Origin of the sequence: Pseudomonas sp. WHRI 8519 (assembly GCF_040224055.2) — a bacterium.
In the GTDB taxonomy this organism is placed as follows: domain Bacteria; phylum Pseudomonadota; class Gammaproteobacteria; order Pseudomonadales; family Pseudomonadaceae; genus Aquipseudomonas; species Aquipseudomonas putida_X.
Genome location: NZ_CP167996.1, coordinates 3,207,176 through 3,220,511, shown reverse-complemented (window position 1 = coordinate 3,220,511; position 13,336 = coordinate 3,207,176). Strand labels below are relative to the sequence as shown.

The window sequence follows — 13,336 nt, the reverse complement described above, 5'->3', positions numbered from 1 at the left end:
GGTGAAGGCATGGCGCCAGTGTTCAGCGAAGGAGAGTGCGATGCGTTCGCTATGCAGTCCCAAGGATCACCTGCTTGACCTCGACGGTATTGAAATAGCGGTACGCACGTGGGGCGCCGAAGACGGGATACCGGTGCTGGCGTTGCACGGCTGGTTGGACAATGCTGCCTCGTTCGAGCGGCTGGGCCCGTTGCTCGAGGGTTGCTTCGTGGTCGCCCCTGACCTGGTCGGTCACGGCCGCTCCGATCACCGGCGTCACGACAGCGGTTACTACGTGTGGGAACATGCCGAGGATATGCTGGCGGTGGCCGACAGCCTGGGGCTGGCGCGGTTTCATGTGCTTGCCCACGGGATGGGTACCGGCATCGCCTCGCTGCTGGCCGCCATGACCAGTGGCATCGCCAGCATGACCTTCCTCGACGGCATGGGGGCGCCGTTCACGGTTGCCGAGGATGATCGCGTGCAGCACCTGGCCCGTGCCTATCGGCTCAAGCGCATGGTGCAACGCAGCCGGTTGCACGGCTTTGCCGACAGCGCCGGGAACCGTTTCGACGATCTGGAAACCGCCTTGCAGCAGCGGCGCAAGCGCATCGATGCCGAACTGGCCGAGGACGCCGCACGGTTGCTGGCCATGCGTGACCTGCTGCAATTGGCCGATGGCTACTGCTGGCGTCATGACCCCCGGCTGGTGCTGCCCGAACCGATGCCACTGACCGAGCGCGAGGCGTGCGACCTGCTCAGGGAAATCCGCTGCCCGCTGTACCTGATGCTGGGCAGGCAGGGGGCATTTGCGGGCGGTGCTTTCGCGCAGCGCCAGGCAGCATTGCCCAGCCAAGCCAGGGTGTCATGGCACCCCGGTGGGCATCACTTCCACTTGGACGCGCCGGACCGAACGGTGGTCGAGCAGCTGCTACGGACCTTGGCCCGGCATGATGCCGGCCTGCTTCAGCGCCTGGTGAACGAGTAGCGGGGCGGGCCTTGCTGGGCTATGGTGGCCGGGACCTCTGTGCAATCGCCTCAAGGAGCGCCGGCATGAGACCCTTCGCCATCCAGCACATCGACCACTTGGTGCTGCGCGTCAGCGACCTGCAGCGTAGCGTGGCCTTCTACCGTGACCTGTTGGGCTGCACGGTCAGCCGGGAGCGCGAAGACCTGGGGATGGTCCATTTGGCAACCGGTACGGCCATGATCGATCTGGTCACCCTCGATGGCCCGCTTGGCCGCCCTGGTGGCGCTGCACCGGGAGCAGAAGGGCGTAACCTGCACCATTTCTGCTTGCGTATAGCGCCATTCGATGAACAAGCGCTGACCGCTTACCTGCAAGCGGCAGGCGTTGCAGTGGAGCCTGCCCAGGTGCGCTATGGCGCCGAAGGCGAAGGGTTATCGCTGTATTGCTACGATCCCGATGGCAACCAGGTCGAGCTCAAAGGCCCGGTGCCGGGTCGGGTTTGAAGTGAACGGAATTCGTCAATACTGGCAAAGTGGATATCCCGGCAAAGCCGATTATGCTTGAAATACCTTGCTGCGATCCGAGGCGGTCAGCCTCGTCGTGCTTCGCAACCAAAGCAAGCCCCTGAGGCCTGGGTGCGACGGTGAAATGGGTGTGAGGTACTCCGGCCTGCGACAACCACAATCCGGAGGCAACACATGGCGGTTCTCGACAGCGCATCCACGGGCAGTAGCGCGCCCCAACGCGGCATCACCAAGGAAGAGCGCAAGGTCATCTTCGCGTCCTCCTTGGGTACCGTGTTCGAATGGTACGACTTCTACCTCTACGGCTCACTGGCGGCGATCATCGCCAAGCACTTCTTTGCCGGGGTCAATGAAACCACCTCCTTCATTTTCGCCTTGCTTGCCTTTGCCGCCGGCTTTGCGGTGCGGCCGTTCGGTGCCATTGTGTTCGGCCGCCTGGGGGACATGATCGGGCGCAAGCACACGTTCCTGATCACCATCGTCATCATGGGCCTGTCCACTGCGATCGTCGGGCTGTTGCCCAGCTACGCCACGATCGGTGTGGCAGCGCCGATCATTCTGATCGCCCTGCGCTTGTTGCAGGGCCTGGCGTTGGGTGGCGAGTACGGTGGGGCGGCCACGTATGTGGCCGAGCACGCGCCCAAAGGCCGGCGTGGCTTCTTCACCTCGTGGATCCAGACCACTGCAACGCTGGGCCTGTTCCTGTCGTTGCTGGTGATCCTCGCCTGCCGCACGGCCTTGGGCACTGAGGCCTTCGAAGCCTGGGGCTGGCGCATCCCGTTTTTGCTGTCGATCCTGCTGCTGGCGATTTCGGTCTATATCCGCATGCAGCTCAATGAGTCGCCGGTGTTCATGAAGATGAAGGCCGAAGGCAAAGCTTCGAAAGCGCCGCTGACCGAATCCTTCGCCCGCTGGGACAACCTCAAGGTGGTGCTCATGTCACTGCTCGGCGGCACTGCCGGCCAGGCCGTGGTGTGGTACACGGGGCAGTTCTATGCGCTGTTCTTCCTTCTGCAGACGCTGAAGATCGACCCGCAGACCGCCAACCTGCTGATCGCAGGCTCGTTGCTGATCGGTACGCCGTTCTTCATTTTCTTCGGCAGCCTGTCAGACCGCATCGGGCGCAAGAAGATCATCATGGCAGGCTGCATCATTGCCGCCTTGACCTACTTCCCGATCTTCAAAGCGTTGACCGAATACGGCAACCCTGACGTGTTCGTCGCCCAAGAGCAGAACCCCGTGGTCGTCATGGCCGACCCGAATCAATGCGCGTTCCAGTTCGACCCGGTGGGCAAGGCCAAATTCACCAGCTCCTGCGACATTGCCAAGAGCCTGCTGGCCAAGCGAGCGATCCCGTACACGAACGAAGCGGCCGAGCCGGGCAGCGTGGCGCAGATCCGTATCGGTGAGCGGGTGATCCCGAGTTTCGATGGCAGCAGCCTGGCGGCGGCTGACTTGAAGGCCCAAAGCGACGCCTTTACCGCAACCCTGACGGGCGCCTTGAAGCAGGCGGGTTACCCCGAGAAGGGCGACCCTGCGAAGATCCACTACCCGATGGTGCTGTTGCTCCTGACCATTCTGGTGATTTACGTGACCATGGTCTATGGGCCGATCGCGGCATGGCTGGTGGAGCTGTTCCCGGCGCGTATCCGCTACACCTCGATGTCGCTGCCGTACCACATCGGCAACGGCTGGTTCGGTGGGTTCCTTCCTACCGTGGCATTCGCCATGGTGGCAGCCACCGGGGATATCTACTACGGGCTGTGGTACCCGATCGTGATCGCGGTGATGACAGCGGTACTGGGGATCTTCTTCCTGCCCGAGACCAAGGACCGGGATATCACGTGAACCTGCTGCAGCGCTTTCAAGCCCCATCGCCGGCTGGCCGGTGATGGGGCGGTCACTGAACGCAATCAGTCGAAATACCCACGCAGGCTGAAGGCATAGCCCAGATCCACGTTCTGGGCCTGGCCACGGCTCAGGCGTTTGCTCAGCACGAACTCGAATGCCGGTTCGTACAGCCCGTCGCGTACTACGGCGCCGCCCAGTACCTCGACGTCGTACCAGCCATTGTCCAGCTCGATGATCGGCCGCCCCGGCACTTGGTAGCGGGCCAGCAGGTCGCCGAGGGTCTTGTTGGTGAAGTGCTGGAGGATGCGCCAGGTGTACACCATCACCGCACGGTTTTCGACCTGCAGCACATAACCACCACGCCGGTGTTTCAGTCGGCTGCCGGGTTCGAGCAAGGCGGGGGTATCACCCTCCAGGGTGAAGATGATGTGGTAGGGCAGGTTGTCGATCCCGGCCATGGGTATAACGATGCCTTCGCTCACCGCCCTGTCGCCGCTGTCGGTGTGGGTGAACTCGCTGGCCAGGTCATCGGGCAGGTGGTTGTCATGCTTGAAGCGGTCAAGCAACTGAATGTCCCCGACCAGGAAATAATCGACCAGGTCGTTGAGGACTTCGCTGAATTCGTGGCGCATTGGTTTTCCTTGTTCTGGCGCACCGGGAATAGCGGCAACTGTAGCCAATGGCAGCTTGGGCTGCCATTGCCCACGGTCAATGCTTTTGAGCGATCTGGATCAGGTTGCCGCAGGTATCGTCGAACACCGCGACGGTGACCGGGCCCAGGTCGGTGGGTTGCTTGGTGAACCTCACCCCGGCCTTGCACAGGCGCGTGTACTCGGCCTGAATGTCGCGCACGCCGAACGTGGCTGCCGGAATACCGTCCTGGCGCAGCGCGGCCTTGTAGGACTTGGCCGCAGGGTGGGCATCGGGTTCCAGGAGCAGCTGAACACCGTTGGGCTCGTTGGGTGAAGTGAGGGTGAGCCAGCGGTGCTGGCCCATGGGGATGTCGTCCTTGGGCTCGAACCCCAGTACGTAATGGTAGAACGCCAATGCCTTGGCCTGGTCGTCGACGAGGATGCTGGTGACAACGATTTTCATAGGCTCACACCGTTCCTGTGGCTGTTCACCCTTCAGTAAAGACGTTTTGCAGCCGGGCGTGGCAGAGCGAGAATATGTTCAAGCCATAGGCAAATCCTTCATCCCCGGGGCGCCCTTGGCTGCGGCGGCGCGGTAAAGTGGCAGGATAATTCCAAAGGCGCCCCCACCGGCGCCAGAGAGGTGCCTGTGGCTTCCTATACCCTGCGACAACTCAAATACTTCGTCACCACTGTCGAGGCCGGCAGCGTCGCCGAGGCCTCGCGCCAGCTGTACATCGCCCAGCCGTCCATCTCCACAGCGATCAAGAGCCTGGAGGAAAGCTTTGGTGTACAGCTGTTCATCCGCCACCACGCCCAGGGCGTTTCGCTCACCCCCAGTGGCAAACGCTTCTACGCCAAGACCAAATCATTGCTGCAGATGGCCCACGAGTTCGAGCAGAACGCGCTGGCCGACAACGATACGGTGGCTGGGCAGATCGACATCGGCTGCTTCGAAACCGTAGCCCCGTTGTACCTGCCACGCCTGATCGCCGGGTTTCGCGAACGCTACCCGGGGGTCGATATCCGCCTGCGCGACGGCGAGCAGCAGGAACTGATCCAAGGCCTGACGGCGGGTACCTTCGACCTGGCGTTCCTCTACGATCATGACCTGGATGGCACCATCGAGGCTGAGCCGCTGATGCCCCCTCAGAAGCCCTACGTGCTACTGCCGGAAAAACACCGCTTTGCCGGCCAGTCGCAGGTGTCGCTGCGTGACTTGTGCCCGGAGCCGATGATCCTGCTGGATGTGGCACCGAGCCGAACCTACTTCGTCAGCCTGTTCAACGAGATGGGCCTGACGCCGAACATTGTCTTCAGTTCGCCGTCGATCGAGATGGTGCGGGGAATGGTGGGGCAGGGGTTCGGGTTTTCGCTGCTAGTGACCCGGCCGCATTCTGAATGCACCTATGACGGGCAGAAGCTGGTGACGGTGGACATCGTCGAGCCGGTGGCGCTGTCGGGGCTGGCAGCGGCGCGGTTGAAGCGGGTGCAGTTGACCAAGCCGGCGCAATTGTTCGTGGAGTTTTGCCGCGAGGAACTGGGCAGGATGTAGCTGACCGGGGCGCAGCGCGCCCCAGCCACCTCACTCGATCAAGCCTGATCCGGCACCACCGCGATCACATCGATTTCCATCAGCCATTCAGGCTGCGCCAAGCCCGCCACGACCAGCCCGGTGGAAATCGGGAACACGCCCTTGAGCCACTTGCCCACTTCTTTGTACACCGGCTCACGGAAGCGCGGGTCGGTGATGTAGGTGGTGGTCTTGACGATGTGCGACAGGTCGGAGCCTGCTTCTTCAAGCAGTTGCTTGACGTTTTTCATCGCTTGTTCAGCCTGCGCCCGAGGGTCGCCCAGGCCTACCAGGCGGCCCTCGAAATCGGTACCGACCTGGCCGCGCACATAGATGGTGTTGCCGGCGCGCACGGCTTGGCACAAGTCGTTGTCCAGGGTCTGGTTAGGGTAAGTGGCCTTGGTGTTGAACATGCGGATGCGGGTATGGGTAGGCATCAGTGGGCTCCGAGGGTGCTGACGTTGCTGATCGAGGTAGGTTGCTGCTCATCCGCTTCACGCTGTTCGCGGTCGCGGTAGGCCAGGTAAGTACGCTGGGTGGCGATGTGCCCGGCGACGTGCTTGGCATCGTGCCAGACGCCCCAGATGAACGAGGAACCACGGCGCGACAGCCACGGCAGGCCGAGGAAGTACACGCCCGGTTCACGGGACACGCCGCGCTGGTGCTGGGGCTTGCCGTTGGCGTCGAAGGTGTCGACCTGCAGCCAGCTGAAGTCCACGCCGTAGCCGGTGGCCCAGATGATGCTGGTGACATTGGCTTTGGCCAGGTCCAACGCCAGCAGCGGGTTGCTGATGCAATCCGGGTCCGGCAGGCGCTTGCGTGCTTCAGGCTCTGGCGGCAGGTCCAGGCCGTTGCGTTCGATGTAGGCATCGGCAGCGTCCAGCAGGGCCAGGTAGTTTTCGTCGCCTCGGCGGATGTTGTCGGCCAGGTTTTCCTGGAAGCGTGCCACACCGTTGTCGAACGATTGGGTCAGGCCGACCAGGGTCATGCCCTGATGTGCGAGGGCGCGGAAGTCTACCGTGTGGCCGCCCCGGGCGCCGCTGACGGCGATGGTCACGTGCTCGCGGCCCGGCTTGGCGATTTCGGCATCCCATTCGCCCAGCACGCCCAGCCACCAGCAGAAGTCACGGTTGCGATACGCCCGTGGCGGGCGATCGTGGGCGCCGACCGACAGGTACACCTGGCGCCCGGCGCGCATCAGCTCTTCGGCGATTTGCACGCCGGAAGAGCCGGCACCTACCACCAGCACGGCGCCTTCAGGCAGTTGCTTGGGGTTGAAATAGGCGGCGGAGTGGATCTGGTGCAGGTGCTCGTCCTTGGGCGCGATGGCCGGGATGACCGGGCGCTGGAACGGGCCGGTGGCGGCCACCACACGGTTGGCGCGAATCACCCCCTCATTGGTCTCGACGGTGAAGCCTGGGCGGTCGGCATTGCGCACCACCTTCTTCACCTCGATGCCGGTGCGCACCGGCAGGTTGTATTTGCGCACGTATTGCTCGAAGTAGTCGGCAACCTGGTCCTTGCCGGCGAAGGCGTCGGGGTCCAGGTTGAATTCAAGGCCAGGGAAGCGGTCGTGCCAGACCGGGCCATTGGCGACCAGCGAATCCCAGCGACCAGTGCGCCAGGCCTCGGCGATACGCTTGCGCTCCAGCACCAGGTGCGGCACGCCGAGCTTGCTCAAATGTTCGCTCATGGCCACGCCGGCCTGGCCGGCGCCGACGACGAGGGTGTCGATTTCGATTGTGTTCATTGTCATGTCCGAGCCCTTGTTCAGGCGGTTTTTGTCAGGTCGGTTTGGAGGACCGCCGTTACCTGGGGCCAGACTAGGGATGCACGGAAAATCGCGAAATTAGTATTTAACGAGTACTTGCCGATAAAACGGCGAAGGCCTTGATGCGCAAGGGCTACAGCGGAGTTTGCTAGGGTTTTCAGGCGGGTGTGCAGGGCTGTGCACGGCCTTAGTTTTTTCCTGCTCAAGGCACAGGAAAAAGGTGGTTTCGCTCACTAAAAGGTTCTGCCCAGAATGCCTGCAATCGCCCAGAACAACAGGAGCCACTTCATGACCTTCTCCATCATCGGACGCTGCCAGGAAACCGGCCAGGTCGGTATCGCCATCAGTTCGTCGAGCATCGCCGTCGGGGCGCGTTGCCCTTGGGTACGTGCAGGCGTCGGTGCCGTTGCCACCCAGAACATCACCTTGCCGGCGCTTGGTCCGCAGATCCTCGATGCCTTGGAGCAGGGCCAGCTGCCGCCTGCCGCAGCGCTGGACCGGGTGCTCAGCGCCAATGGCTGGAGCGAGTACCGCCAGGTCACGGTGATCGACAGTAATGGCCAGGTGGCGCTGTTTACCGGCAAGCAGGCGTTGGGTGTGCACAATGCGGTGGCCGGTGAGCAATGCGCGGCGGCTGGCAACCTGTTGTCGTCGGTACAGGTGGTCGAAGCCATGGTGCAAGCCTTCGAACAGGCCGGCGGGCACTTGGCCGATCGCCTGCTGGCGGCCATGCATGCGGCAATGGCGGCAGGGGGCGAGGCAGGCCCGGTGCACTCGGCGGCGCTGAAGATCGCCGGCGAGCTGACCTGGCCGCTGGTGGACCTGCGCGTGGACTGGGCCGATGAAGACCCGATCGGTGTGCTCGAGGGTTTGTGGCAGGCGTACCGCCCGCAGATGCAGGACTACGTTACCCGCGCGCTGAACCCCACCACTGCACCGAGCTATGGGGTGCCGGGTGATGAGTGAGTTCAGCAGCCGCGCGCTGTTGGCCCGGCTGATCGGCTATGCCACGGTCAGCCGCGATTCCAACCTGCAGTTGATCGGTTTCATCCGCGATTACCTGGCCGAACAGGGCGTGGCCAGCGAACTGTTCCATAACCCGGAAGGCACCAAGGCCAACCTGTTCGCCACCATCGGCCCGGCTGATGTTGGCGGCGTGGTGCTGTCCGGACATACCGATGTCGTGCCGGTGGATGGCCAGGCCTGGACGGTCGAACCGTTTGCCTTGAGTGAGCGCGATGGGCGCCTGTATGGCCGTGGTACCGCGGACATGAAGGGTTTCATTGCCTCGGTGTTGGCGGCGGTGCCCGCATTCGTTGCAAAGCCGCTGCGCATGCCGGTGCACCTGGCGTTTTCCTATGACGAGGAAGTGGGTTGCCTGGGGGTGCGCTCGATGCTCGCGGCGCTCGAACAGCGGCCTGACAAGCCGCGGCTTTGCCTGATTGGCGAGCCGACCGAGCTGAAACCGGTGCTCGGCCACAAAGGCAAGCTGGCCATGCGCTGCCAGGTGCACGGCGCGGCGTGCCATTCGGCCTATGCACCCTATGGGGTGAATGCCATCGAGTATGCCGCCAGGTTGATCGGCAAACTGGGCGAGATCGGTGACGCGCTGGCGCTGCCCGAACAGCACGACAAGCGCTTTGACCCGCCGTTCTCGACGGTACAGACAGGCACCATCAAGGGCGGTAGGGTGCTGAATATCGTGCCCGAGGAATGTGCCTTCGACTTCGAGGTGCGCGCCTTGCCAGGCTTCGAAGCGCAGGCGGTGGCCGATCAGTTGCAGGCCTATGCCGAGGCCGAATTGTTGCCACGCATGCGCACCGTGAGCGCCGCCAGTGCCATTTGCCTGGAGCCGTTGAGTGCGTACCCGGGGCTGGCCACGCCTGCCGACAGTGAGGCGGCGCGGTTGGTCGCCTTGCTCAGTGGCTCGGATGAGTTCGGCACGGTGGCGTTCGGGACCGAAGGCGGGTTGTTCGATCAGGCAGGCATCCCCACCGTGGTGTGTGGCCCGGGGAGCATGGAACAGGGGCACAAGCCGGACGAGTTCGTCAGTGTCGAACAGTTGCAGGGGTGTGATGCGATGCTGTCGAGGCTGGTGGATTACCTCAGGCAGGATTGAAAAAGGGGCCGCACAGCGGCCCCCGGGGGGTCAGAAGGTCGCTTTGACCTGCAGGCCCACCACCAGCGCGTTGTCGATGTCCTGACCGGAGAACGCACCCGGTTCGATGATGTATTGCACATCCGGACGCAGGTTCAGCCACGGCGTCGCCTGGTAGCCATAGCTCAGTTCGATCAACTGCTCGGCGCTGTCGATGTCGGGGAACTGTTGCCCGGCATCGAAGGCGGCATCTTCCAGTACGTCACGGCTGCGCGGGTTCGGCACGGCGCGGCCATAACCCAGCGCCACGGTGTCACGCGGGCGGCCCTCGAACGGCTTGTACAGCACCACACCGGCGCCATACCACTTGGTGAATGGCGAGGCTGCCTTGCTCGACGCCGAGTACTGGCCGAAGGCATGCAGGCTGCGGCCCGGCGAACCGGCATCGTTCCACACTGCCTGGTCGATCAGCAGGTAATGGCCACCACGGCCGGACACCTCGTCGTCGCTGCCAATGCGTTTGACGTCAGAGCTGTCGTAGTAGTAGCCCAGCTTGTATTCACCCGGCAGTTCACCCTGCAGCTTGTAGATCAGCTCGACCGGCACCACGGTGCCTGTGGTGTGCTTGGGCCCCAGGTGCCAGGCGCGGCTGGAGTTGCCATTGCTTTCGGGGTCGACGTTGAACGCCGCCACGCGCAACTGCCACGCCGGCGACAGGTCGTACTTCACACGCACGCCCAGGTGGGCGTTGGGGTAGTTGGCCCAGCCGCTGCCACCGGACATGTTCAGCGGGTGGCCGCAGAAGCCGGCGTTCATGAAGTTGCACAGGATGCCACTGTCCAGGCCGCCGAGGTCGTTGCCCATGGCCATGTAGCCGAGCTTGACGTTGAGCGCCGGGGTGAACAGGGTGCGCTCGTAGCTCAGCTCGGTCAGGCGGGTGTACAGGCCACCGTAGTTTTCCTGGATCGGCAGACGGTTGCCCACCAGGTCTTCCGAGGCGCTGTTGCCGCGACGGTCGTTGATGGTCAGCTGGACCTTGCCGCCGTTGTCCAGGCCATACAGTTTCGACAGGTCGAACTGCACGCCGAACTTGAGGTTCTGCGAATAGCGCGCCGAGCGGTGCAGGCCACCGTGGGCGTTGTAGGCGGTCTCACCGCTGTAGTCGCCAGTGACCTTGATGCCGTCTTCTTCAAGCTGGTGGCGCAGGCCGCCCCAGTCTCCGGTCATGGTGCTGCGGGTCATCAGGTCGCCGTCGGCCAGGGCGGCGGTGCTGGCCAGGGCCAGCAGAAGGGGGGCGGTGATGCGAATAGCGGATGGCATTGCTGGGTCTCGAATTGATCTTTCAGGGGCTCATCACCCGCAAGCCGGCTGGCCCAGGCGCTTGCGACGAACCTGGGACAGCCGGCTTGCCGGCGATGAAGGCGACGCGGATTACGGCAGGGCGTAAGAAATCACGTAGTCGCCACGGTCAGTCGACTGACGGGCGCCACCGGCAGTGACCACCACGTACTGCTTGCCCGTCTTGGGCGAGACATAGGTCATCGGGCCACCCTGGCTGCCGACTGGCAGGCGGGCCTTCCAGATCTCGTTACCGTTGCTGCTGTCATAGGCGCGCAGGTAGAAGTCCTGGGTGCCGGCGATGAATACCAGGCCGCCTTGGGTCGACAGGGTGCCGCCCAGGGTCGGCAGGCCGATCTTGATCGGCAGGTGCATGCGGATACCCAGCGGGCCGGTATCTTCAACGGTGCCTACCGGTACCTGCCAGGCCACCTGGCGGGTCTTCATGTCGATGGCGGTCAGGGTGCCGAACGGTGGCGCCTGGCAAGGGATACCAGCGACCGACAGGAAGCGGTTCTTGTTCACCGCATAAGGGGTGCCCTTGAGCGGTACGGCGCCCATGCCGGTGTTCAGCGCTTCACCACCGCCAGCGGCCGCGCCTTTGTTCTGCGACGGGATCATCTGGATCCACAGGCCCAGGCGCATGTCGTTGACGAAGATGAAACCATGGACCGGGTCGGTGGAAATGCTGCCCCAGTTCATGCCACCCAGCGAACCAGGGAAACTCAGCGACAGGTCGGTGCCTGGCGCGGTGTACAGGCCGTCATAACGCATCTTCTTGAAGTCGATGCGGCACAGCAGCTGGTCATAGGGCGTTGCACCCCACATGTCCGACTCGGTCAGGGTCTGCGCGCCGATCTGCGGCATGCCAACCGATTTTGGCTGGGTTGGGGAGTAAGGCTCGTTCGGGATGTTGCTCGGCTTGACCGGAACTTCGTCAACCTGGGTCAGCGGCTTGCCGGTGGCGCGGTCGAGCACGTAGATCTGGCCGGCCTTGGTGCCGATCACCACCGCAGGCACCGACGTGCCGTCGTCCTTGGTGAAGTCGATCAGGCTTGGCTGCATCGGCAGGTCGAAGTCCCACAGGTCGTTGTGCACGGTCTGGAACACCCACTTCTCGTTACCGGTGGTGGCGTCCAGGGCCAGCACCGAAGCGCCGTAGGTGTGGTCCAGCTTGCTGCGTTCGACACCGTAGATGTCGGTGGACGACGAGCCCATCGGCAGGAACACGGTGTTCATCGCCGGGTCGTAGGACATCGGTGCCCAGCTGTTCGGAGTGCTGCGCACATAGGTGCTGCCGTCAGCCGGCGCGTTGCGGTCTTGCGGGTTGCCCGGGTCGAACGCCCAGCGCATGGCGCCGGTGAACACGTCGAAACCACGGATCACGCCACCTGGCATGTCGGTCTGGACGTTGTCGGCGACACGGCCGCCTACCACCACAGTGGTACCGGCCATCAGCGGTGCGGACGACAGCTGGTAGTAGGAGTCCGGCACGTCACCCAGGCCAGCCATGAGGTTGACCTGGCCGTTGTTGCCGAAGCCTTGGCAGAACTCACCGGTGTCGGCGTCGACCGCGATCAGTCGGCCGTCGATGGTGTTGGTCAGCAGGCGGCGCTGGCAGTTGGCGCCAGCCGGGACGCTACCGACGGTGATCGGCGAGCTGTTTGGCTGGGTCGGCTGGGCGAGCGGCGCGGTGGCGTCGAAGTAGGCCATGCCACGGCAACGTTGCCAGACCTTGGACTGGGCGTTGATCTCGTTCTTCCACAGCTCTTTGCCGGTGTCGGCATCCAGGGCGATCAGGTTGTTGTGCGGGGTGCAGATGAACACCTTGTTGCCAACCTGCAAGGGGGTCAGCTGGTCCTCGGCACCGTTGCCGTCGCTGACGGCGACGTCACCGGTGTGGTAGGTCCAGGCGACCTTGAGCTTGTCGACGTTGTCGCGGTTGATCTGGTCCAGTGCAGCGAAGCGGCTGCCACCTTCGGTATTGCCATAGTGAGCCCAGTCCTTTTGCTCCTTGCCGGCTTCGACCGGGGTCATGCCCGGGCCTTTGCCGGTGGGTGCGACGCTTGGATGGGCAACGAACATGTTGCCCACAGCGATCACCAGCACCACGGCCAGCACGCCGGCGATGCCGTAGGCACCACGGCCGGTGCTACCGCCATTGGCACGTACCAGCTGTGGGTAGACGAGCGCCACCACCAGGCCGATCGCACCGAACATGAACAGGCGCGAGAACAGCGGCCAGAACACCAGGCCGGCATCGAGCAGCGCCCACAGTGCGGTGCCGACCAGGAACACAGCGTACAGCCAGGCACCGGCTTTCTTGCGCCGGGCAATGAGTACACCGGCGATGGCCATGGCCAGGCCGCCGATCAGGAAGTACCAGGAGCCGCCAAGGCCCGCGAGCTTGACGCCGCCGGCAGCCAAGAGGAGGCCGAGCAGGGCGATGATCACGCCCAAGCCGACCAGGATGATGTTTGTGACGCCAGAGGCGCGCGGTGTTTCGTTCATGCCAGGGATCTCAGCAGGTGGAATGAGCGCAGTTTAAGCCCTTAGCAAGCTAATTAACAAGTTGGTACATTATGTTCTGAGTCTGATTG

The 13,336-nt window shown here is 63.5% G+C and carries 12 protein-coding genes; 6 read left to right on the top strand and 6 right to left on the bottom strand.

Annotated features, from left to right (window positions below; translation table 11 throughout):
- Positions 1-40: 40 nt before the first annotated feature.
- From ABRP30_RS14730 to ABRP30_RS14720, 3 genes are all read left to right on the top strand, one after another.
- Positions 41-967, top strand: a complete 927-nt coding sequence (locus tag ABRP30_RS14730) for an alpha/beta fold hydrolase (RefSeq protein ID WP_241803734.1) — start codon at positions 41-43, stop codon at positions 965-967.
- Positions 968-1,032: 65 nt separating this feature from the next.
- A complete protein-coding gene (locus tag ABRP30_RS14725; protein ID WP_349975684.1) occupies positions 1,033-1,452 on the top strand; it encodes a VOC family protein in 420 nt (139 codons plus the stop codon).
- A gap of 195 nt (positions 1,453-1,647) precedes the next feature.
- Positions 1,648-3,321 carry an MFS transporter gene (locus ABRP30_RS14720; RefSeq protein WP_349975683.1) on the top strand — a complete coding sequence of 558 codons (1,674 nt, stop codon included), beginning with the start codon at positions 1,648-1,650 and terminating at the stop codon, positions 3,319-3,321.
- A 65-nt stretch (positions 3,322-3,386) separates the two neighbouring features.
- Here ABRP30_RS14720 and ABRP30_RS14715 read toward each other — a convergent pair whose 3' ends face one another.
- Positions 3,387-3,956 (bottom strand): hypothetical protein, encoded by a 570-nt coding sequence (locus tag ABRP30_RS14715; RefSeq protein ID WP_267816467.1) that lies wholly within the window; start codon positions 3,954-3,956, stop codon positions 3,387-3,389.
- A 76-nt stretch (positions 3,957-4,032) separates the two neighbouring features.
- Complete coding sequence (locus ABRP30_RS14710) at positions 4,033-4,419, bottom strand: VOC family protein (RefSeq protein WP_349975682.1); 387 nt, start codon at positions 4,417-4,419, stop codon at positions 4,033-4,035.
- Between the two features lie 186 nt (positions 4,420-4,605).
- Here ABRP30_RS14710 and ABRP30_RS14705 point away from each other — a divergent pair, with 186 nt between their 5' ends.
- Positions 4,606-5,511, top strand: coding sequence for a LysR family transcriptional regulator (locus ABRP30_RS14705; protein ID WP_241803729.1), 906 nt, complete (start codon positions 4,606-4,608; stop codon positions 5,509-5,511).
- Positions 5,512-5,549: 38 nt separating this feature from the next.
- On the opposite strand, the gene ABRP30_RS14700 is transcribed toward ABRP30_RS14705, so the two are convergent.
- Entirely contained in the window at positions 5,550-5,966 is a 417-nt protein-coding gene (locus ABRP30_RS14700; protein ID WP_241803728.1) for a RidA family protein, read from the bottom strand.
- The gene (locus ABRP30_RS14695) at positions 5,966-7,285 is read right to left on the bottom strand and encodes an NAD(P)/FAD-dependent oxidoreductase (RefSeq protein ID WP_349975681.1); all 1,320 of its coding nucleotides are present in this window, start codon (positions 7,283-7,285) and stop codon (positions 5,966-5,968) included. Before ABRP30_RS14695 ends, ABRP30_RS14700 begins: the two co-directional genes overlap by 1 nt.
- 303 nt (positions 7,286-7,588) lie before the next feature.
- On the opposite strand from ABRP30_RS14695, the gene ABRP30_RS14690 reads away from it, so the two are divergent.
- Both ABRP30_RS14690 and argE read left to right on the top strand, forming a co-directional pair.
- Positions 7,589-8,266, top strand: coding sequence for a DUF1028 domain-containing protein (locus ABRP30_RS14690; protein WP_349975680.1), 678 nt, complete (start codon positions 7,589-7,591; stop codon positions 8,264-8,266).
- The gene (gene argE / locus ABRP30_RS14685) at positions 8,259-9,419 is read left to right on the top strand and encodes an acetylornithine deacetylase (RefSeq protein ID WP_349975679.1); all 1,161 of its coding nucleotides are present in this window, start codon (positions 8,259-8,261) and stop codon (positions 9,417-9,419) included. The genes ABRP30_RS14690 and argE overlap by 8 nt, the downstream gene beginning before the upstream one ends.
- 30 nt (positions 9,420-9,449) lie before the next feature.
- Here argE and ABRP30_RS14680 read toward each other — a convergent pair whose 3' ends face one another.
- Complete coding sequence (locus ABRP30_RS14680; RefSeq protein ID WP_349975678.1) at positions 9,450-10,718, bottom strand: carbohydrate porin; 1,269 nt, start codon at positions 10,716-10,718, stop codon at positions 9,450-9,452.
- Between the two features lie 111 nt (positions 10,719-10,829).
- Positions 10,830-13,247, bottom strand: coding sequence for a glucose/quinate/shikimate family membrane-bound PQQ-dependent dehydrogenase (locus tag ABRP30_RS14675; RefSeq protein WP_349975677.1), 2,418 nt, complete (start codon positions 13,245-13,247; stop codon positions 10,830-10,832).
- Positions 13,248-13,336: the final 89 nt, after the last annotated feature.

Coding starts and splice junctions, on each gene's coding strand:
- ABRP30_RS14730 (WP_241803734.1), top strand. CDS start 41: ATGCGTTCGCTATGCAGTCCCAAGGATCACCTGCTTGACCTCGACGGT.
- ABRP30_RS14725 (WP_349975684.1), top strand. CDS start 1,033: ATGAGACCCTTCGCCATCCAGCACATCGACCACTTGGTGCTGCGCGTC.
- ABRP30_RS14720 (WP_349975683.1), top strand. CDS start 1,648: ATGGCGGTTCTCGACAGCGCATCCACGGGCAGTAGCGCGCCCCAACGC.
- ABRP30_RS14715 (WP_267816467.1), bottom strand. CDS start 3,956: ATGCGCCACGAATTCAGCGAAGTCCTCAACGACCTGGTCGATTATTTC.
- ABRP30_RS14710 (WP_349975682.1), bottom strand. CDS start 4,419: ATGAAAATCGTTGTCACCAGCATCCTCGTCGACGACCAGGCCAAGGCA.
- ABRP30_RS14700 (WP_241803728.1), bottom strand. CDS start 5,966: ATGCCTACCCATACCCGCATCCGCATGTTCAACACCAAGGCCACTTAC.
- ABRP30_RS14695 (WP_349975681.1), bottom strand. CDS start 7,285: ATGACAATGAACACAATCGAAATCGACACCCTCGTCGTCGGCGCCGGC.
- ABRP30_RS14690 (WP_349975680.1), top strand. CDS start 7,589: ATGACCTTCTCCATCATCGGACGCTGCCAGGAAACCGGCCAGGTCGGT.
- argE (WP_349975679.1), top strand. CDS start 8,259: ATGAGTGAGTTCAGCAGCCGCGCGCTGTTGGCCCGGCTGATCGGCTAT.
- ABRP30_RS14680 (WP_349975678.1), bottom strand. CDS start 10,718: ATGCCATCCGCTATTCGCATCACCGCCCCCCTTCTGCTGGCCCTGGCC.
- ABRP30_RS14675 (WP_349975677.1), bottom strand. CDS start 13,247: ATGAACGAAACACCGCGCGCCTCTGGCGTCACAAACATCATCCTGGTC.